The 22187-nt window shown below is 57.0% G+C and carries 13 protein-coding genes; all 13 read right to left on the bottom strand.

The features are described from left to right. Positions 1 to 59: 59 nt before the first annotated feature. Positions 60 to 998, bottom strand: a complete 939-nt coding sequence (locus tag ACR3EJ_RS20295) for a hypothetical protein (protein ID WP_170546069.1) — start codon at positions 996 to 998, stop codon at positions 60 to 62. Beyond that, positions 995 to 1699 carry a 4'-phosphopantetheinyl transferase superfamily protein gene (locus ACR3EJ_RS20290; RefSeq protein ID WP_170546067.1) on the bottom strand — a complete coding sequence of 235 codons (705 nt, stop codon included), beginning with the start codon at positions 1697 to 1699 and terminating at the stop codon, positions 995 to 997. The genes ACR3EJ_RS20295 and ACR3EJ_RS20290 overlap by 4 nt, the downstream gene beginning before the upstream one ends. Continuing rightward, on the bottom strand, positions 1696 to 6312 hold the full coding sequence (locus ACR3EJ_RS20285; protein WP_170546065.1) for a MupA/Atu3671 family FMN-dependent luciferase-like monooxygenase: 4617 nt from the start codon (positions 6310 to 6312) through the stop codon (positions 1696 to 1698). The genes ACR3EJ_RS20290 and ACR3EJ_RS20285 overlap by 4 nt, the downstream gene beginning before the upstream one ends. A 2-nt stretch (positions 6313 to 6314) precedes the next feature. Next, positions 6315 to 7325: a glycosyltransferase family 2 protein gene (locus ACR3EJ_RS20280; protein ID WP_170546063.1), complete on the bottom strand. Its 1011-nt coding sequence runs from the start codon at positions 7323 to 7325 to the stop codon at positions 6315 to 6317. A 2-nt stretch (positions 7326 to 7327) separates the two neighbouring features. Next, the gene (locus ACR3EJ_RS20275; protein WP_170546060.1) at positions 7328 to 13774 is read right to left on the bottom strand and encodes a type I polyketide synthase; all 6447 of its coding nucleotides are present in this window, start codon (positions 13772 to 13774) and stop codon (positions 7328 to 7330) included. 294 nt (positions 13775 to 14068) lie between these two features. Beyond that, on the bottom strand, positions 14069 to 14761 hold the full coding sequence (locus ACR3EJ_RS20270; protein ID WP_170546058.1) for a sugar transferase: 693 nt from the start codon (positions 14759 to 14761) through the stop codon (positions 14069 to 14071). Between the two features lie 432 nt (positions 14762 to 15193). After that, on the bottom strand, positions 15194 to 15832 hold the full coding sequence (locus tag ACR3EJ_RS20265; protein ID WP_170546055.1) for a VPLPA-CTERM sorting domain-containing protein: 639 nt from the start codon (positions 15830 to 15832) through the stop codon (positions 15194 to 15196). A 244-nt stretch (positions 15833 to 16076) separates the two neighbouring features. Then, positions 16077 to 16943, bottom strand: coding sequence for a glucose-1-phosphate thymidylyltransferase RfbA (gene rfbA / locus ACR3EJ_RS20260; RefSeq protein ID WP_170546052.1), 867 nt, complete (start codon positions 16941 to 16943; stop codon positions 16077 to 16079). Between the two features lie 18 nt (positions 16944 to 16961). After that, entirely contained in the window at positions 16962 to 17825 is an 864-nt protein-coding gene (gene rfbD / locus ACR3EJ_RS20255) for a dTDP-4-dehydrorhamnose reductase (protein ID WP_170546049.1), read from the bottom strand. Further along, positions 17822 to 18862 (bottom strand): dTDP-glucose 4,6-dehydratase, encoded by a 1041-nt coding sequence (gene rfbB, locus ACR3EJ_RS20250; RefSeq protein WP_480423439.1) that lies wholly within the window; start codon positions 18860 to 18862, stop codon positions 17822 to 17824. The genes rfbD and rfbB overlap by 4 nt, the downstream gene beginning before the upstream one ends. Continuing rightward, positions 18862 to 19428 carry a dTDP-4-dehydrorhamnose 3,5-epimerase gene (rfbC, locus tag ACR3EJ_RS20245; RefSeq protein ID WP_010442190.1) on the bottom strand — a complete coding sequence of 189 codons (567 nt, stop codon included), beginning with the start codon at positions 19426 to 19428 and terminating at the stop codon, positions 18862 to 18864. Before rfbC ends, rfbB begins: the two co-directional genes overlap by 1 nt. Before the next feature lie 82 nt (positions 19429 to 19510). Beyond that, positions 19511 to 21163 carry a VPLPA-CTERM-specific exosortase XrtD gene (gene xrtD / locus ACR3EJ_RS20240; protein ID WP_170546043.1) on the bottom strand — a complete coding sequence of 551 codons (1653 nt, stop codon included), beginning with the start codon at positions 21161 to 21163 and terminating at the stop codon, positions 19511 to 19513. Between the two features lie 185 nt (positions 21164 to 21348). Continuing rightward, positions 21349 to 22185, bottom strand: coding sequence for a glycosyltransferase family 2 protein (locus tag ACR3EJ_RS20235; protein WP_170546040.1), 837 nt, complete (start codon positions 22183 to 22185; stop codon positions 21349 to 21351). Positions 22186 to 22187: the final 2 nt, after the last annotated feature.

Raw genomic sequence — 22187 nt, 5'->3', positions numbered from 1 at the left:
ATTCGGCAAGATGGTTGTTTGTCCCGGCATCAGCCCAGCGTGTCTGTGGGTGGGCGAGATCAAGGATCAGGACTGGCCAACCCGGTAATCCGCAAGTTAGTCACCACATCCCAGACGATCTCCTGCATCAGACGTGCGGCTTCGGGGCATGGGTCTTTGGCGGGCGTGCCATCGGCTTTGGTCAATACATGTGGCAATCCTAGGGGTGAGGTTTGATACAACACCGCGTAATGGGTCAACGCGACCAGATAGGTGCCATAATCGCTCAGGTGGATCGTGTCAGTGAACAGGTGGTTTCGGTCGGCAATAGGTCCGACGCCGCCACGGTGCTCAACTTCACGCACGAAACGCGCCATGACTTGCCCGGCAGGGATGACATAGACCGGGTCCGGTGTTTCCTCATAACCCAAAGCAACCCGAAGAATGCCATTGAGCCAATAGCGCTCAAGATCTTTGTCGATCCGCTCCAGCCAGCCTTCCTTGTCGTCCAGATTGTGCCATGTCTCATAAAAAAAGATGCGTATGTCCGGATTGGACTGGCGGCCAAGTTGGATCCAATTGCGAAGGTATTTTGCGCTGTTAAAATATTTGATGGCGGCCCGGATTTCGACCATCTCGGTCATGACCAGCGTATTGTATTCGCCGGACGAGAGGGCCTGTTTAGCATCCTCATATTCAGCTGGGGCATTTCTCAGCTCGAACCCGTTGATGGTTTCTTCTGGATCCCAGTGGGCCCGCAGCGGTGTGCCCCAGCCCAATTGGCTGGTGTAATCGTGCCTTTTACCCGCCAGTTGTTTTAGCATTTCAGGGATATCCGGGCCGACCAGACTGTGCCCCAGATGGAAAACCTTCTGCGGAATGGCGGGCATAGGGCCGGGATTGTCATATAACGAATCAAACGTGGCGATATCGATTGGTCTTGCGCCGTTTAGGCGCAAAACACCGGCTATGGCGGCTGTGGCCACCCGGATATGACCTGGAATATATCGCTTGATCAAGACACGCTCTCTAGTCTGAGTAAAGACATGGCTGACATGTTGTCGAGTGCGGCGAAGCTGAAGAATTTGTCACCGAGTGTCTGGCTCATCAGTCTGAGCTCCAGCCTGGTTGTGCGATCACCAATGGTCAGGGCAATGGGGCTGTTGGGTTGCAAAGGGCGCAGGAATTCGACGTCCTGGAATTCGATCATTTGTCCAATCAGCGGGTGGATCGCTTTGTAGATGCTCTCTTTCACGCAGAAAATCTGTTTTGCCAGATGTCTACGTCGCTCAGCGTTCTGGGTATCCAGCCATTCTCTTTCAGACGGTGTACAGATCACCGCCTCAAGGTCGGGGTCCAACGGCCCGTAAGGCTCGATATCAATACCGATACCGTGTTCAGAGCCCTTATGAGCAACGATTGCGATACAGATATCGTTGCAATGGGTGATCGAGCCGATTACGCCGTCGGGCCAAACTGGGCTGCGATCGTCAGCCATCGGGATTGCGACGGGGTTGAGGTTTAGTTCTCTCATCGCCTGTCGCGCAGCGCTGCGTCCGGCGGCGAACTCCAATCGACGCGTTTCGACCGCGCGTTTCATTGCGGGAATTTCCCCGGACAATAATGCTTCGCCCGAAGCTTTAGGATCGGTCACTCCGATACCTATGTCCGGGCCGAGCATCTTGTGAAGCTCGGCTTTTATCGTTTCAAATCTGTTCACGCCGACCGTCTGCGCGCCCGCATCTCGCGTCTGCGCGCCATAGCTTCGCTACGGCTGCTGGCTTTTTCTGGCGATGGCTGCGTCGGGCTTGCTTCGGTAGGTTTGGAGCCTGATTTCTTTTCGACCGTTTCGGCAAGGGCCGCCAAAGTTGGGCACCGGAAAATATCCGTTATGCTGAGCCCCGGCACGTTCAACTCTGTGCGGATTTCGCGATGTGCCTGTACCGCCAGCAGGGAATGCCCGCCCAGATCGAAGAAATTGTCCCGCCCGCTGATGTCGGAAACACCCAGAATCCGCGACCAGATCGCCGCAATTTTCTGTGTGGCAGAACCGCCCGAGGCAGGTTCAGATACGGTGGGTTCGGTGCGCGGGGTCTGTGCTGCAGGTGCAGGCAAGGCCTTACGATCTACTTTCCGGTTTGGTGTCAGCGGGAAGCTTTCCAAAGTCACGAAATGCGTTGGCACCATGTAGTCCGGTAGTTGCGCCGCCAGCGCCTTACGCAATGCCTTTTCATCCACAGCGTGATCGACGGTCATATAAGCCGTGAGTTGCACCAGATTGGGCGTATCCTCGCGCGCGATGACAACCGACTGCCGTACACCGGCTTGTGCGTCCAGCAGGCTTTCGATCTCGCCCAACTCGATCCGATAGCCGCGCAGTTTGATTTGGTGATCCGCGCGGCCCAGGAAATCGAGCCGTCCGTCCGTTCGCCAACGCATCAGATCGCCGGTGCGATAGAGCCGCGCCCTGGGGGTATCCGAGAACGGATCGGGCACGAAGCGCTCGGCCGTTAGGTTCTCGCGCTGCCAATAGCCGCGTGTCACACCCGCGCCACCGATATAGAGCTCTCCGGCCACGCCAATAGGGGCGGGACGGTAGCTTTCGTCCAGCACATAGACCTGTGTGTTTGCAATTGGGGTTCCGACATTGACCACGCCATCCGCAGCGGTTGCGGTCTCGGTTGTCGACCAGATCGTTGTCTCCGTCGGCCCGTACATGTTTTCGATATGCGCGGGCGACAGTTTGTTGATCTGCTTGACCAGCGAGCCGGGCAGGGCCTCACCGCCGATCATCATGTGCGTGATCTTGGACAGGGCAAAGCGCGCCTCATCGCTCATCAGGATCATCTGCGCCATGCTGGGGGTGCATTGCAGATGGCTGACCTTATGGCGGATGATCTGAGCGGCGATGGAATAGTCATCCTCAGCCAGTTCTGTATCCTGATTGGACAGGCGCAGCACCTCGGCCAGAGGCTTCAGCCCCTCCATCACCTCATCGACCGAAATGCCATAGTCGATCAGGCAGGCAATCTCATCGACCCCGATGCGCTTGAGTTCTTCGACCCGGTTCAGGCAATCCTCAATCGTGCCGAACAGACCGGAATCCTCGAAATACCGCAGGAAGGCAAAATCGAGGATGCCTTCCAGTTCCTCATCTGACAGGCTGCCCAGATCCAACTGAAACGGGTTCGACACCCCTTTGGGTTTCTTGAAGGCCGGAAAGGCCCAGGCATATTGCTTGATCAGCCCGGCCGCCGAGCGCAGATAATCCTTCATCGGCTCGCGCGCGACCTCGCGCACCTCTTCGCGGTCCTGACCCACGTAGGTATGCAGCATCAGGGTGACCGTGTGGTCGTCGGGATCATGGCCCGCTTCACGTAGGGCGGTGTGGTAGATGCCAATCTTGTCGGCGACCTCCTGCACGCTCTGGCCCAGCAGGTGGGTCAGAACATTGGCCCCGATGGCCCCGGCCTCGCGCCATGTATCCGGGTTTCCGGCGGTGGTGACCCATACAGGTAATTTCTTTGACACCGGGCGAGGCTGCGTGACGACGCCATGCATATCCCCGGACTTGGTGGGGAATTCCACTGTTTCACCAGCCCAAAGTTGGCGCAATGTGCTGATCGCCTTAAGCATCGCAGGTTTGTTCTCGGGAGGCGTGTTTTCGGGTCGCAGAATGAAGTCATCTGGCTGCCAGCCCGAGGCGATGGCAAGCCCCGCGCGTCCGTTGGTCAGATTATCGATGACCGCCCATTCTTCGGCAATACGTGCCGTGTGGTGTAGCGGTGCGACGCAGCTGCCAGCACGTACGCCGATATTTTCGGTCACGGCAGCAACAGCTGCACCTGTGACCGACGGGTTGGGGTAGGGGCCACCAAAGGCGTGGAAATGACGTTCGGGCGTCCAAACGGCGCAGAATCCGTTCTGATCCCCGAATTTTGCGCCCTCTAGCAGCAATTTGTACTTGTCGCGCCCAACACCATCGTCATTGCCCCAGTAGAACAGGCTGAATTCCATCCCTTTGCCGGTGATAGATTTCCCAGGGGCCGAGTCGCCCGCCACCAGGGCGCGGTTTTCATCATCGCTGAGTACGATCTTGAAGCCGCGCGCGAGGGTCCAGAACAACTCGAGCACCGAAATATCGAAGGATAGGCTGGTCACCGCCAGCCAAACCCCGGCCGGATCATGGCTAATGCGATCGTCCATACCTGTGAAAAAGTTCGACACATTGCGATGTTCCACCATGACGCCCTTGGGACGCCCCGTCGAACCCGAGGTGTAGATCAAGTAGGCGAGGTTGTCCGAGGTCACACCGCTGGCGACATTGTCAGTCGCGGCCGTTCCAATCCGCGGGTCCGTATCCAACAGCAACGCCTGCGCGCCGTGTTCCGGCAGATCGGCGGCAAGAGCGGATTCGGTCAAAACAACCTTCGCACCGCTGTCTTCAAGATAGAGAGCGGTTCGATCGGAGGGATAGGCCGGATCCATCGGTACATAGGCCCCGCCTGCCTTCAGAATACCCAACGCCCCGATCAACAAGAGTGGAGAGCGCTTGACATGCAGGCCCACAAGCGTGTCCGGACCGACCCCCATCTCACGCAGAATATGTGCGACCTGGTTGGCCCGTGCATTCAGCTCGGAGTAAGTGAAGCTGAGGTTTTCAAAGACCAGTGCCGGTGCATTGGGGGTACGTTCAACCTGGGCTTCGAATTGCTGGTGAACGCAGGTGACCTCATCATAGGTAATAGATGTATTGTTCCAATCCTGAAGGATCTGTGCACGTTCCGTATCGGGCAGAATGGGAAGCTCGGCAATTGGCAGACTCGCCTTGGCCGGATCTGTCAGCGACACCAGAAGATTCTCGATACGTGCCGCGAACAAGCGCAGCGCGGCTTCGGAGACATGTCCACTGTCGGCAAACAGCACTATCTGTCCATCAGACGTGGCCAGCGTCAGACTTGTGCCTGGAACAAGACCTTCCGAAACACTATCGGATAGCCCGATCACCGGTGTTTGCAGTGCCGCCGCACCGGGCAGGCGCGCCGGCAGATCATGGGCGAACGGACCAAGTGCCTGAGCTTGCGTAATTGTCTGATCAAACTCCTCCTGCGCCGCTGAGAATGTCTTGTCCGCAGCAAAGCGCACTGGAACCCAGTCGTTGAGATAGGGGGATGAGCTGTTCAGCCGGAGCGCCAGATCGAGGGTGAAAGCATCCCCAAGGCGTGCCATCAGGGCCGCTAATGCAGCCTTGACTATCACATCTGCAAGCCCATCCGGCGCATGCAGCGCTTGCGATCGGGGGGCATCGGACGGCATCGCCGCATTGATCAGCGGAATGTCGACCTCTTGCAGCGATTCCAGGCGGGCCCGCCATTGTGGTTCGGAGGCAAGCGTTTCAGCAATTGATTGATTGATCGCGTTCGCCTTTTCCGCGGTCAATGCAGGCAGTGCGCTGCCGCCATTCAAAATACCATCGGTAGGCATAGGTGCGCCCATGCCATTTCGCAGATCGCTGATCTCAATCGCGCCTTCACGGGTGGCGATGGTCACACTTTCTGCGCTGCTGGTCAGAATGGTGCCGGGCACAGCATCGGTTGGCTGTTCACTCACCTTGGCCGCGCCGACTAGCCAGAGCTGACCATCGCGCTCGACCTTCGGGCGACACAAAGGGTTCCAATAGTCTCCGTGATCCAATGCGCGCACCAAAGCGGCCAATTCATGCGCCGGTTTTGCGAAATCCAGCCGGGCCGCCGCCTCAGGGCGGTCGTTCTTTGCAAAATAGCTGCGCTGCGACAGATCCTGTGGGGCAGGGGGTTGATCCGCTTCCAGTGCCCGGATGAGCTCGGCAAAGCTTTCGATGGCGGCACCGTAGCATTTGGTGTTCAATGTCAGGGCAGTTTCGGTGTTGTTGATATCAAACAGGTTTTGGGCAACGATCCCGCCCTCATCCACGCCGCCCGAGATCATGTGCCAGGTGATCCCGTGTTGTGTTTCCCCATTCAGAATGGCCCATACCGGCGCGTTAAGCCCTGCATAGCGCGGTAGCGGGCCATCGTGGAAATTGACAGCGCCTTTCGCAGCTTTGTTCAGCAACGCTTCTGGTAGCAGATCGAGATTTGCGATGCTCAGCAGCCAATCAAACGAGACCCCTTCAACCCGGCCTGACAATCCTGCGCCAGGTGCATGAAGAGGCAAGGAGTGAGTCTTGGCCCAGGCTTCCACATCGGAATTCCGCGTGGCGACGCCCTGAATGCTGTGCCCCGCCTCCAGCAGCATTTCCCCGCACTGAATGACAAGGGATTCATGGCCGACAAGAAAAGTGCTGAAAGGCATCTTCATTCTCCAATAACGGGCCTGGCCTGAGCATCCGGATTGCGCTTGCGCCACGGCGCGCGCATGCATGCGGACAGGTCATGCCAGGCAAGAGTACGCAAAAAATGGGGCGGCACACCGGTGCGCCTGCGTGTTATTAAGCAGCGCAGCCAGTGCAGAAAGCCACCAGTCAAATGTACGCAGGTAGCGCAGGCGGCGTAAAAAGCGCCATGGTTTTTGACGAAATAGTACAGGCGTGAGTCAAACCAATAGGTCGGCACCCGGTTCCAGTTCTTCATGCCGGTTGAAACAGATCCGATATGCATCACCTCGCTGACGCGTATATAATCGGTGCGATACCCCGCGCGCGCCGCTCGCAGGCAGAGATCGGTTTCTTCGAAATACAGAAAAAACGTCTCATCAAATAGACCGATCTCATCCAGAACGCGTTGCCGCATCATCAGGCTGGCACCGGCCAGCCAGTCGACTGTTCGCGTTTCGGACGGGATCGGAATGGGTACGATCCGGTTTTTGAACAACCGGGTGACGGGGCCAAAGTTGATGCTGCTTTCAAACTCGCTTGCGACCGAAGGAAAGCGGAAGCTGGTCAGGTGGGGCTCGTCGTCGTCGCCGAATATGTAGCTGCCCGCAAACCCGGTTTCGGGTGTGGTTTCAAGATGCTCCAGCAAAATGCGAATTGCATCTGGAGCGGGGAAGGCATCGGAATTCAGGATGTAGACGTAATCGGGCCGCGTTCCGTCCGAAAGCCCCGCGCGCATACCTACATTGTTGCCAGCGCCAAAGCCGCCGTTATGTCCTGACTGAATGACCCGAACGCGATTGTCCTGATCCCAACTTTGATCATGAACATGGGTCGAGATCGCCGCGAAAGATCCATCTTGCGAGTCGTTGTCTACAACGATGATCTCTCCGGGGATCCCCTCCATGGCTATTTTTGCCGCCTCGACCGACCGCAACGTCATGTCCGCTGTTTTATAGTTCAGAATTACGGTCAGAAGTACAGGATCAGGCATGGCTATTCCGCTGCCTCTTGCAGAGTGGGTCGCGGGCGCAAAATTTGGCGTTCTGCATTTTCAAGGCAGGATTTCATCTGCGCTGCCAGCACCCGCACATTCGGCTCCAGTACCATCGAGTCGTGATCACCGGGCACTTCGAACACTTCGATATTCGGGGCCCAAGGTGTCCAGTCATTGTCATGGGTCAGATAGTAGCGTTGGTGGTGAACCAGCTTCCCGGGCGCAACCTCCCATTTTCCGACCAACGGTGGCCTGAACAGGGTTAGTGGTCCGTCCCAGGCATTCAGGGGATAGCTGTTCACGCTTTCCATGAACGCAGCTTCGATCTCGGTATCGTGGAACTGTTGGCCAGTTTCGGCGATCTCATCCTTGGGCTGACGCTTTTGTATTTCCCAGGCGATCCGGTTTTTTGCCCATTGAATCGGATAGCTTGCGCCTTTGTTCTTCAGCTCCTGCAACTGGATTACCAGACGATCCCGTCGCGTCAGCGGGTGGCGAACGGGCAAGGGCGTGTCCAGCATCACCAGCGCTGCGATCTCTTCACCGGCTTCGGTCAACTGACGCGCGATCTCGTAGGCGGTGATGCCGCCCCCCGAGAAGCCGCCCAGCATATAGGGACCGGTCGGCTGTACCTGCCGCATTTCGGCGATGTAGTCTCTGGCCGCTTCGCGCAGATCACGGTGTGGTTCTTCATCCCCGTAAAGACCGCGTGCCTGCAGCCCGTAAAAGGGACGGTCGGTGCCCACCAGATGCGCCAGATGGCGCAGGTTCAGGACGTTTCCGAACATGCCGGCCACCAGGAAGAACGGTGTCTTCAGTCCGCCCTCGCCGGAATGCATCGGAACCAGATGGGTAAAGCGACGTTCCGGTGTGGCCGGGGCCGCAGTTGCCGGCGCATCGTCTTCGCCCGCGTCTATTGGCACGCCGCGGGCGGAGATCAGGTCGGCGCATGTGCGGATGGTAGGGGCTTCGAATAGAACCGAGATCGGGAAATCCACGTTATAGGCTTTGCGGATTTGCGCAAACAGGCGCACCGCGATCAGGGAATGACCCCCCAGGTCGAAGAAACTGTCTTCGACGCCGATCTCGTCGACACCCAGAAGCTCTTGCCAGAATCCGGCCAGACGGCGTTCGATGTCATTTTCAGGTGCAACATAATCCGAGTCCAGCTCGGGTCGCTGGAATTTCTGATCTGCGTTTTCGGTAGATACCCCGCTGTCGGCAGCCTGCGCGATCAGCCCCTCCAGATCCAGAGAGGACAGGATGATCTGAGATTGTCCGCTGGCCAGCGCTTTGAAGAACAGGCCCGGCCCTTCCGTCGCCGGAATGCCCTGAGACAGGTTATGGCGCAGCCGTTCTTCGGCTGGAGACAGCGGTGGTGGGGCGTCGACCTCGGATGTGACCACTGGGGCGCTTTCGGTGAAGGCGAAATCCACCGCGTCCTCCATCCGGCGGATCGAAAAGCCCTCGACCTCGATACAGATCGTGCCGTCCGGGGCCGCGATAGTGACATCGAAGCTGGCGGTTTCGCCTTCGGCCCTGTTGTCGCCGGCATTGCGGACCCAACTGACGATCTGCGCAGGCAGCGGCGCAAAGACACGCACCGAGCGATACGAGACCGGCACCCACAGGTGCGAGGCCTGATATCCTGCGATCAGCTCCATCGCCCAGCCCGTGGCCAGATCCATCAGGGCAGGGTGCAGGTGATAGCCCGCCTCGATATCCGTCTGAAGGCCCTCGGGTAGGGCCAGATGAGCCAGACCTTCATCCTGCCCCAGCGCGGTCGAAGTCAGCACCCGCCAGCGCGGGCCGAAATTCAGATGCGCTTCCTGCGGGGATCTCAGACGCCCTGCACCCTCGGCCTGATGGGCCGGGCCGCAACGGGCAGAGATGGCCGCCACATCCAGTGGTGCAGGCGCGATCAACGGCAGTAGGGATAGGCTCGCTTGCGCGTTCAGTTCGAACGCATCGTCCGACCCGCTCTCGACCGTTAAGTCATAGCCAACATCGCTGCGTGGCAGGCGCAGACGGACCCGCTGATCTTCACCGTCCGACACTGCAAGGGGGCGCAGGAAATACAGGTCACGGATTTCAAATGGGCCGGTTTCGCCCTGTACCCGCAGCGCCTCGGAGGCCAGCTCCAGATAGCCGGTACCGGGCACCAGAGCGTGACCAGCCTTGGTCCGGTGATCGTTCAGGAACCATCGATCATGGGCGTTGTAGGTCGCGCTCAGCAGGCGGTTTCCGGTGTCATCGAATGTTGCTTGATCCAGCATCGGCACGTCTGCCGAAGTGACCGGCGCGGGCTCAACAGACCCGGTCCGGGCTTCCATCGCATCGGCGGCCATGCCAACATCAGCCCAGATACCCCAATTGACCGACAGAACCTGCGTTTTGTCACCGGCGCGAGCGCGGGCATAAGCGTTCAGGTAATCATTGGCGGCCACATAATCGACCTGACCCACAGGCGCTGTCGCGGTTGAGCTGGACGAGAACAGAACCAGCCAATCCAACGATCCGTCCGGGAAGATCTGGTCGATGACCTGCGTGCCATGGATCTTGGGTGTGAACACATCCTCAATCTCCATCATGGTCTTGGTCATGATCGGCGCGTCATCGATCAGACCGGCCGCATGAATCACCCCATTGATCTGGCCGAACTCCTGCGTCGCGCGATCCACGCAACGACGCATCTCTTCAACATTGCTGACATCGACGGATATCGGCAGAACTTTCCCGCCTGCCGCTTCCAGCTTTTCGATGGCACAGATACGGCGGGCGGTCTTGTCCTGAGGCGCTGAATTGTTCAGCACGTTTTCCCATTGGTCCCGCGGCGGCAGTTCACCGCGGGCGAGCAGGACGATATTGGCATTCACCTTCGAAATCAGCGCCTCGGCCAGTGTTAGACCTATACCACCAAAACCGCCGGTGATCAGATAGGTGCCGCCGTCACGCAGGGGTAGGTCTTCCAGGGAGGGTTCTTCCAGTGCCTGCGGTCGATACCCCTGTTCAAACCGCTTGCCAGCACGGATTGCCGCCGTGAACGAGGCGGGCGGGGCCAGCAGGTCTTCCAGCACCTGATCGATCAGGTCTTCGGGCAAGGCAGGGGGCCGGCGTTTGCCAGCGCTTTGCGGTAGGTCGATATCCAGCAGCGCGCAGGTCAGGCCGGGAAATTCGCGCGGGATCACGCGGGTCGGGCCGGTTACAGTTGCTTTTTCCGGATAAGGCAGTGCCTCATCCCTCACCTGCAACGCGCCCGAGCTAAGGACATGGAGGTGCAAAGTCGTCGGCAGGTCTTCATCCCCGATGGCCTGAGCCAGGAAGAACAGGCTGTAGAAGCCTTGCTCCAGATTTCGGTGGAAGAAGCTGCCACCGGGTCGGAAGGTTTCGGCCTGTGTCAGCAACCAGCCATGCACGATCCGGGTTGGGCTGCGGTCCTGCGCAACCAGATCGCGAATCAGCGCATCATAGCTTTCGCGCCCGCGTTCCGGGGCGAGTTGATAGTGATCCTCGCTGATGCGCGCAAAGGCATCGCCCGGCGTGACCGTCACCACCTCATGACCGGCCTGTTTCAGGCGCTCGGTCAGCTTGTTGCAAAGCCCGGCCTCATCCGCGAAGATCAGCCAGCTTTCCTGAGGCGCGTCTGACAAATCGCCGGTGACATCGACGTCGCAGGTTGCGTATTTCGGCGTCCAGGCGACGCGATAGCCCCAATCGGCTGAATCTTCAGTGCGCATCAACCACTGGCTGGCCGTCTCCGCCTGCGTCTTGCCGGGTTCGATGAAATAGGGTGAGCGCTGGAATGCATAGGTCGGCAGGGGTACCCGGTTGCGGCGCGCCTCACCCCAGATCTGTTCCCAGTCGAACGTGCCGCCCAAAGCCCAGATACGCCCCAGCATGGCCATGAAATAGGCATCGTCAGCCACATCATCATTCGGGTGGCGCAGGCTGCTGATCACCTGATTGGCGTCTACCTTGTCATGTTGCCCGGTCAGCGAAGCCAGCGCTTTGCCCGGACCGACCTCGATGAAAATACGTTCGGGGTTTTCAGACAGCGTGGTGATACAGTCGGCGAAATGAACGGTGTTGCGCAGATGGCCGACCCAGTATTCGGGGTCCGTGGCCTCGGCCTCGGTGATCCAATTGCCGCTGCGGTTCGAGGGGAAGGGGATCTGCGGTGCCTTCAATTCGATCGAGCGCAAATAGTCACCGAATTCCTGCAGGATCGGCTCCAGCATCCGCGAATGCGCGGCGATATCAATCGGTATACGCTGGCAGTCTACACCCTGATTGCGCAGGCGTTCCTCCAGATCGTCCAGTGCTGCCTGAGGTCCGGTTGCAACGCTCAGGCTCGGGGCGTTGACAGCGCCCAGATCAAGCTCGTCTCCGAGAAGCGGCCTCAGATCGTCTGCGGGCAGGGGGACGCTCAGCATGCCGCCAGCGGGGACGGTATCGAACAGACGCCCGCGCAGATGCACCAGACCGATGCAATCCTTGAATGACATCACACTAGCCACGCAAGCGGCGGTGTTTTCGCCCATCGAATGGCCGACCAGAGCGGTAGGCTCCACACCCCATTCCATCCACAATTGTGCAAGCGCATATTCGGTGATCATGATCAGCGGCAGCTGCACGGAGGGTGTTTTCAATCGCTCGTCCGCAGCCTCTTCCTGGCCCGGTTCAGGCAACCAGATCGCGCGGATATCATAGTCGAGCTTGGCCTGCAGGATATCCAGACCCCGGTCCATCCAATCGGCAAAGACCGGCTCGGTCTCATAAAGGTCCCGCGCCATACCCGCATATTGCGCACCGCCGCCGGGGAACATGAACACATGCTCAGGCGCATCCGAGATCACCGAATGCGTAAACACCCGGCGCGGATCGTTTTCCTCCAGAATGGCCGCAGCCTCTTCATGGGTTTCAGCGACAATTACACGCCGCTTTTCAAACCCGCGGCGCCCGTTTTTCAGCGTCCAGGCGATGTCCGCCAAATTCTGATCTGGATTGGCGCGCAAATGCTCGGCCAATGCGGCACTGTTGGCATCCAACGCTTTCTTGCCTCGTGCCGATAGAGTGAGGATCTGAAATGGCCAGTCCGAAGGTTGGGACGCGGCCCGCTCGGGCGCTTCTTCCAGAATAGCGTGTGCGTTGGTCCCGCCGACGCCCAAAGAGTTGACACCCGCTCGTCGTGGGCCGTTATGCGGAACCCAATCGGTGAGGGTGTCGTTCACGCGGAACGGGCTGTTTTCAAAATCGATGGCGGGGTTGGGCTTTTCATACCCAAGGCTGGGCGGGATCTGCCTGTGGTGCAGTGCCAGCGAGGTTTTGATCAAGCTGGCGACCCCGGCGGCGGTATCCAAATGGCCAATATTGGTCTTAACCGAACCCAACCGGCAGAAACCGGTCTCGTCCGTGGTTTTCGAAAACGCCTGGGTCAGGGCCGCAACCTCGATCGGATCACCCAGATAAGTGCCGGTCCCGTGGCATTCGATGTAGTCCAACGTGTCGGCCTGAACGTCGGCCATCACATGGGCCTCGGATATCGCAGCAGCCTGACCATCGACAGACGGAGCCAAATACCCGGCTTTAGCTGCCCCGTCATTGTTGATCGCCGTGCCCCGGATCACGCCCCAGATATGGTCCCCATCCTCAATTGCGTCAGACAAACGGCGCAGGACAACAGCACCTGCGCCTGACCCAAAAACAGTACCTTGCGCTCGATGATCGAAGGCATGGCAATGGCCATCAGGCGATAGTACTTCGCCTTCTTTGTAGACATAGCCCCTGTTGTGGGGCAGCTCGATCGTGACCCCTCCGGCAATTGCCATGTCGCACTCACCAGTCAGTAAGGCCTGTGTTGCGTAATGGGTTGCAACCAACGAAGTCGAACACGCGGTCTGCACGTTCACACTTGGCCCTTTGAGGTCGAGGATATGGCTGAGCCGTGTGGACATGAAATCCTTGTCATTGCCCGTGTGGCGCAACAGAAACATGCCCACATCGTCGACCAGATCCCGGTTCGAACAGACGTTGAAATAGAAATAGCTGCCCATTCCGCATCCGGCGAATACACCGATGGGACCAGGAAAGCTCTCAGGCGGATGACCGGCGTTTTCCAGTGCCTCCCATGCCACCTCCAGAAACTGGCGGTGCTGCGGATCCATGATGGCGGCTTCCTTCGGCGACAGCCCGAAAAACTCGGCGTCGAATTCTTCGAACCGGTCCAAAGGCGCGGCGAAGGGAACATAGTCCGGCCGCTCAAGCAGGTGCGGTGTTTCACCGTTTGCAACAAGCTGTTCTCTGCTGAGTTGGCGGATCGATTCCACCCCCTCACGCAGATTGGACCAATAGGCTTCAATCGAAGACGCGCCAGGCAGATGCGCGGCCATGCCAACGATTGCGATGTCGCCGTCCCTGGCAGAAATACTCACTGTAGAACCATCCATTAATAAACCGGTTTGAGTTTATGTCCCGCTGTAGGGATTGCCAAACGAAAGTGGTGCATGTGCTCTGAATTTTGTGGCCTTTGCTGCACTCGATCCCCATCATTGTGGTGCAGGAGCCTTATAACGTTAAGAAAATGTCGTATTCGAGCCTTAGGGCCGGGATATTCAGGAATGAAGAGAGTACATCAATGGTTTCCGAATGCTCTACAATCCTAAGGTGGAAAACTCATTGCGCCAGTCCAGGGAAGCCTTGGGCTGGCGCGGCACAGCTACGCTGCAGTTGAGAGTACTCGCTTAGATGCCCGTGGCTCGGAGGACCACGCCAACCGTGGAGTACAAAATACTCAGATCGGTTTTGAGGTTCAAATTTCTGGCGTAGGAAGTGTCGAACTCAGCACGACTTGCGAAGGAAGTGGCATTGCGCTCGGACACTTGCCACGACCCTGTCATGCCGGGGCGCAATGAGAAATAAGCCTCGCCCGGATACAGCTTTCGCTGTTCGGGAAGCATCGGGCGTGGTCCGACCAAGCTCATTTCACCCGTCAGCACGTTCCACAACTGCGGCAGTTCATCCAGAGATGTTTTGCGAAGCGCAAGGCCGAACTGCGTGATGCGGGGATCGTTCTGCAGCTTTTGAGTTTCGTCCCATTCGCGGCGGGCCTCCGGGTTTGCAGACAGGTAATCATCAAGCATCGACTGCGCATTCGGAACCATCGAGCGCAATTTCCACATCTTGAAAATCCGACCATCGCGGCCGACACGAGATTGAGCATAAAATGGGTTCGAGCCATCGCGCGCAACAAGAAGAGCCAACACCAAAACGATGGGTGCTACGATTGGCAAAGCCAACAGGACGATAGTCAAGTCAAGCAGGCGTTTGAATACACTGCGGTAAATTTGAGTTGTTTCGCTGGCTGCTCGACCGGCCTGTATAACAGTGCCACAGGCTCTGGAATCGGCGCGAATGTTCGTATCTTGAATAGACATATCAACCTTTAACCTTAAGCCAAATCTGGCTTCACCATTACGCTACAATCCGTGGGGCAAAAAAAATCCCCTTAAAATCGGACCGCTGCAGACACGATATACTACGAAACTGTGCCCCAAGTACGTGAACTAGTTTATACAGTTTTTAGCAACTTCTCAAAGCGTGAATCTGGTCCGAACGACATTTTTTCGCCTTATTTGAAGCACAATTGAGCACTTTAACTGCCATTGTTCCGTATTGTAGAAGTGCAAACAATTTTGAGTTGAGGTTCATTTCTTAACTTTCCTAAGCGCAGCAAATTGCCAATCTTTGACTCTTTGTCTTTGAGGGTGAGCCGGGTGGTGTGGTCTGATTCGCTCTGTTGGTTGTCATGTTGCTAAAAAGCCTGCCGTTCCAGGCAGGCTCTGAATCGGTTCTGAAACAAGCTGATATCAGGCAACACGCCGACGTTGACGTTGACGTATCAGGCCAAACCCAGCAAGACCGCCGATCAGCAACAGAGCTGCCGAGGGCAGTGGAACCGCAGCAATAGTTGCGCTGGAGACGACGAAATCATCGTTGGCGCCGAATGCCGCCACAGAAAATCTGCGAGCAATGGTGTTATCGCCGAAGAAGAAAGTCCTTTCATCGGTGAATGTGCCAGGCTGGCCGTCTCCGTGCACATTGACCCAGGCGTCATCGTCGTCACGCCGCCAACCCAATCTGCCTTCTCGATATGCGGTGAAGCTGGCGAACGTGACCGACACAAGCTCAACTGCGGAATCAAATGTGAAGGTCAGCCAATCGTCGCCGCGACTACCATCAATCCTTGAATTGTCGTTATACGAGCCATTATCAACACCAATCCCATTACGATGGGCCGTAATGGTTGAGAAGAGGCCGCCGTAGACAGTTGAACCAGACCAGACAGATCCGGAAATACCACCTTCATCGAAAGTTGTCGCGCGTGTTCCTACACGGTCAAGGTCGCCGCCGCGAGTGCCGGTAAAATCCAAAGTTACAGGAGTGGCATTTGATGTGGTCGCTATACATGCGACGGCAGATGCAATTGCCAGAAGCCTTCTGAGCATGGCGGGAACTATCCTAACCAAGTAAATCGGTAACACTGATCCGAAATTGTCAGAAAGTAGCCGTTGTTACCATCTAAAATTTTGAATTTTGACAAAAAAGTGTCCTCTGGTGGGCGGTATGATAAGTTGAATGAACGATCAGCGCTTTGCAGGTCTTATTGTTGCCAAAAAAGCTTCAATGACTGTGCTGCGATCAGACTGAATCGGAATACTGCCCCCAGAACACTTGGTATCGACTCAGCGATTACTTTAGAAGCAGCTCTAGATATTCACCATAAGTGGACTTAGAGAACAGCTTTGCGCGTTCGGCCAAGGCTTGATCATCGATCCAGCCTTTAGCCCAGGCGATTTCGTCAAGGCTTCCGGTTTGCATGCCTTGCCGGTCGGTCAACGTGCGGACGAAATTGCTGGCATCCAGCAGTGACCCATGCGTGCCCGTGTCCAGCCACGCAAAGCCTCGTCCCATGGTTTGAACGTCCAACCTCCCCTCGGCGAGGTAGGTTTCGAGTAGAGATGTGATCTCAAGCTCACCGCGCGCGGAGGGTTGGACTTGCCGAGCGCGGGCGGGCGCGTCCGCATCCAGAAAATACAATCCCGTAACCGCATAATGCGACGGTGGTATCTTGGGTTTTTCGATGATTGCGCGTGCTTTGTTTCCATCAAAATCGACCACGCCATAGCGTTCGGGATCAGCCACGCGATAGGCGAACACTGTACCGCCCTGAACTTGCGCATCTGCAACGCGTAACAGGTCGGGCAGGCCATGGCCGAAAAAGATATTATCACCTAAGATCATCGCGGATGGCGCTCCTGCCAAAAATTCCTCTGCCAGTATGTAGGCTTGCGCCAGGCCATCAGGGGAGGGCTGTGTAATCCAGGTCAGGGACAGGCCATATTGGCTGCCATCGCCCAACAGACGCTGGAACTGATCCTGATCCTGAGGCGTGGTGATGATCGCAATCTCGCGGATATCGGACAGCATCAGAACACTGAGGGGATAAAAGATCATCGGCTTGTCATAGATCGGCAGCAATTGTTTTGAGACGGCCATGGTGATCGGGTAAAGCCGTGTGCCGGATCCACCGGCAAGAATAATACCTTTGCGTTGCATAGCTTATCCTCTCAAATACTAGTCGCTCGCGGCATTCAATTCGGCCAGAACATCGGTCAGGCCGGCTTTCCAATCGGGCTGTGGGATATTAAGTATTTCCATGAGTCGTGAACAATCGAGGCGTGAATTCAGCGGCCTTGTGGCCGGGGTCGGGTAGTCTGCGGTTTGGATATCATTGACCTGAGAAGCCAAACCCGTTTGTGATACAATTTCACGGGCGAAATCTGCCCAACTGACATCTGGCGCGCCCGCGTAATGAAACACGCCGCCTTCGCATGCGGGGGCTGCCTTGGCGATCGCCAAAAGTGTCTCGGCAATATCAGCGGCAGGCGTTGGCCCCCCGATCTGATCTGCCACGATAGACAGCGTGTCACGGGTTTCAGCCAACCGAAGGATGGTTTTTACAAAGTTCTTCCCATGCGCAGAAAACACCCAACTTGTGCGCAGAATGGCGTGCCAGCCTCCGGCCTCGGCAATCCGGCGTTCTCCTTCCAGCTTGGTTCGGCCATATACGCCTAGTGGACTGGTCGAGTCTTTGCTTGCGTGCGGGGTTTTGCCTGATCCGTCGAAGACATAGTCGGTTGAGATGTGCAGGAACGGCAGACCGCGCGCTGCCGCGGCGCGTGCCATGGCACCGGGCGCATCTCCGTTGATCAGCTGGGCCAAATCCGGTTCTTTTTCTGCCTCATCAACCGCCGTATATGCGGCGGCATTGATGATCACGTCTGCATCCGCACGACGAATGACTTCAGCACAAGCGACGGGGTCGGACAGATCGGCCCGGGATCGATCTAACGCTTCGAGTGTGACACCATGCACGCCTGCACGTCTGTGCAGCTCTGACGCCACTTGACCGGTATAGCCGAAGACCAGCGCCTTCATCGCGCAATCCCGAGCCGCTCACCTACGCCACTTCGGGTATGCAGGGCGTTGAGCCATGCGTCGTTGTCCAGATACCACTGCACGGTCTGCTTAAGGCCAGTTTCGGGTGTGAAGGTGGGGCGCCAGTTCAGCTCTTCCCGAATGCGTTTCGGATCAATGGCATAGCGGCGGTCATGACCAGGGCGGTCAGTGACAAAGGTGATCAGATCGGCATAAGGCGTCTTGCCTGGCTTCAACCGGTCCAAAATCGCGCAGATCATCCGGACCAGATCTAGATTGGTCATCTCGTTTTCGCCGCCAATATTGTAGCTTCGACCCAGTTTGCCTTTTTCTAACACCAGCAACAACGCCTCGGCATGATCTTCGACATGCAGCCAATCGCGAATATTGTCACCTGCCCCGTAGATCGGGATCGGTTTGCCGGACAATGCATTCAGGATCACTACCGGGATCAGCTTTTCCGGAAACTGATAGGGGCCATAATTGTTCGAGCAATTGGTCATAACCACCGGCAGACCGTAGGTTTCGCGCCAGGCGCGGACAAGATGATCCGAGCTTGCCTTCGAGGCAGAATAAGGAGAATTGGGCTGATAGGGGCTGTCTTCGGTGAAAAACCCGGTCTCGCCCAGCGAGCCAAAGACTTCGTCGGTTGAGATATGGTGAAACCGGAAGGTCTCGGGGCGACCTGCATCCATCCAATAGGCGCGGGCCGCTTCCAGCAACACATATGTCCCGGTTACATTGGTGTCGATAAAGGCCGCAGGACCGTCGATTGAGCGGTCGACATGGCTTTCGGCGGCCAGATGCATGATCGCGTCGGGCTGATATTTGCACAGGACCGCAAACATCGCTGAGGCATCCCGAATGTCCGCATGTTCAAACGCGTATTCAGGCGACTCTGATGCGGAAGCGACGTTATCCAGACAGGCCGCATAGGTGAGGGCGTCGACATTTACGATCGAATGTCCATAGGCAATCGCTCGCCGAACAACGGCAGAGCCGATAAAGCCAGCACCGCCCGTGACCATAATTTTCATTAACCATCCTCAATCGTAAACGGGGACTCTATATCTCGCAAAAATGGGGCTGCTTTATCTTTATCTGATATTTTGGATTCGGCCATGTCGAGGGGCCAATTAATTCCAATATCGGGATCATCCCACCGAAGGGCGCCTTCTGTTTCCGGCGCGTAGGTGTCCGAACATTTGTAGACAATCTCTGTCTCCGGCTCCAACGTCATGAAGCCGTGGGCAAACCCGGCGGGAACCAGCAGCATCCGGCCATTCTCAAAGCTGAGTTCTGCGCCAACCCATAGACCAAAGGTCGGCGACCCTCTGCGGATGTCGACGGCAACATCAAAAAACCGCCCACGTCCGCAGCGAACCAGTTTGGCCTGAGCGCGCGGCGGGGCTTGAAAATGCAGGCCGCGCACCGTGCCTGCGGATCGGGACAGCGAATGATTATCCTGCACGAACACAGTCTCGATGCCATGGTTGACAAAGCTGTCGTGGTTGTAGGTTTCCTCAAAAAAACCGCGGTGATCGCCGAAACGCCGGGGCGTGATCAGTCGGATATCGGGGATATCAAGAAGTTTAATGTCCATTATTCCAAATTTCCCGTTTCACGGTCCTGCGGAGCGCAGCTTTGCAACGCAGGGATAGTTGTTTGTATAGTCCGGGATTTTGTCAACGACTTAAAGGCGTTGTCTCGAATGCTTCGGTACTCGGGTGTCCCGGAGAAAAACGAGGTAACTCTGACAAAATGTCCCGAGTAGCGGCGTCAAGGCGCGCCTTGGCCTGTGCCATTGCGTCGTTCTCGGTGCTCTCGATGGGCGTGATCAAGCGGATCAGGGCACTGTCGTTACGCCCGTTGATAATCTTGCCTTTCAGAAGCTGCAGTTTCGCCCAAAATCCCGATGCGGTGCGCTGCCCCTGTTGTTCGAACCAGTAATAGACAAGCATGCGGGTCTGGCCCTGCTGGATGATCGCCTTATTCAACGTAAAGGCCTGATCCCCTGCAACCGGCGCATCAATCTGTTCCAATTGGGCAATTTCCCAACCTCCACCCGGCAGACAGACTTCTGGTGAATGAACACCCCCCTGGTTCTGATCCGCGTACCACGCCATAAACAGATCGACCTGTTGCAGATCTCCTGGTCGTTGCAACTCTGCCGAATAATAGTCATCGGCGGCGAGGATCTGCGCGACCGTTGGATCGAGCACCCGGGCCGGGCCGCTTTGCCAGTCGCCGATGCGGGTCGGAAACAGGGCAAATGGGTCGCGTGCAATCGGGGTGGTTGTGTCGCGCGTAGGGATGGCTGACCACAGGATCGCTACTATCATAGCCAGGATGGTGCATCCAATCAGGGCGCCCGAGGGCTGAATGTGCCGTATCCGGGCCGCCTGCTGTAACAGCCCGCTTGTGTCCAGATCCAGCGCCTCGACCAAACCCATCTTGTCACGCCGCAGAAACAGCATCAGCCACGCCAGTGCGAACAGCAACAGGATGCAGGCGACGAAGATCACCCAGCCTTCGAAGAAATGAGAAACCCCTTCGACATACTCCATGCCATACGTGTTTACGACCAGCCCGGCCAAGGCGATGCGGGCCGAGTTCATGAAAACCGCGATCGGTGCGGCGGCCAGCAAAAGAACGGCCTTGTGCCAGGTTGGGCCTCGATACAGTACCGCAAAGATGTAAGAAAAACTTAGGATCGGAAACAGATAACGCAGGCCGGAACAGGCCTCGGCCACGTGCAGCTTGTAGACCCCGAGATCGATGATGTTGCCCTGCAGAAACACTGGCACCTGCAAAAGCCGCAGAAAATAAACTCCGAGTTCCGACGAAACCCCCTGCAAATATGTTGAAACCCCGTAATAAAGGCCGACAGGCAGAGGCAGCATATAAATCAGATGCGCGACCGGCGGCCAGAAGTTACGCCCGCGCTGCCATCCAAAGCTGATCAGCAATATGGCTCCGACCCAAAGGATCATTGCATAGGCGACAATATCGCCGATCTGGATCAGCTTTCCTGCAATTGCCAGGCACAGGGAAAAAGCAAACAGGATCACACCCGGTTTGCGGTCGGGCAGCGGACCGGTGATGACCGGCACCGTTTTGAGTTGCCTCAGAAACAGCAGCGCAGACAATACCGGGATGAGCGGTCCATGGCTGTATTCAGGCAAGCTCCAGGCCTCGAACAGTTCATTGATGCCGTCCTGAAACAGAATGAATGAGGCAATCGTCATCACGATCAGCCAGAACACACCCCAGCCCGACAGGGACGAAAGGCCCGCGTTGATACCGTTGGTTGATTGGGGAACCGTTACTTTCTCCAAAGCTCGGGAGCCTCTGTGATGAAACAAACAACTGATTAAACCTGCGGGCGCAGTGTAGCGAAAACAGCTGAAAAAGCCATGCGCTTTTGTCTGACGGCGCTCACCATATGGTGAGCTTTGGTGCTGGAGATTTGCCAGATGAGCCAATATCTAGAAAGCTTGTTCTGACTATCGCCGGATCAGCTTTAAGGTGAATACCGCCCCAACGCGGCAGCCAGTGTTTGTTGCAGGATCTTCAACTTGCCGGAAAACCCCGCGATCTTGGTGGGTGTCTTGCCACTCTTGGGATAGCTGCGTGACACCGGAACTTCGGTGACACGCAGCCCAAGCTGCCCGGCGCGCACACTGAGATAGAACAATAGCTCATAAGCGTTGAACACGTCACGGAACGGCTGCACGGCAAGATTGAGAAGATAACTTGCAGAATAGGCGCGATAGCCGTTTGTTGTGTCTGTCAGCTTCGAGCCCGATGCCAGACTCAGCATCGGCGCGTGGATCATGCGGTTTGCCACCGTACGTTCGAGCGGCGTGTTTTTGTGGGCGCCATCCGGATGATAGCGCGAGCCCTGAACATAGTCATAGCCTTCCGACAATTTCTGCAAAAACAGAGGAACGGCATCCATGCCATCTTTCCCGTTACCATCCACAGTCACGATGCCTTGGTACCCTTGCTTCAATGCCCAAGCATAAGCCATGCGAAGTTGAGCGCTGAGTTTTCCGGGCCCGGTTTTGGTCAATCGTGCGCGCACACCGACGTCGCGCAGGAAATCCTCTTCCAGCGAGCCGTCGGTCGATCCTCCATCGGCTATAATGATGTCAATTGGGTGGTTCAGCGCGGCAAGATTGCGCAACTGCCCTTGAATCCGCTTGCCCTCGTTCAAGACAGGTATCACCAGCACAGCGTCATGCAGTTTCGGGCTCAACTCTAGGCTATCGAAGTCCGGCACCTGCCAACTCGCATCGTCAACGGCGGCAAGCGATGGCGCAGCGTCCTGATATTCGGTGTCGGTACTTGGGGACATCC

It is taken from the genome of Ruegeria sp. AB11, from assembly GCF_056536325.1.
This window is presented reverse-complemented; position numbering and strand designations above follow the sequence as displayed.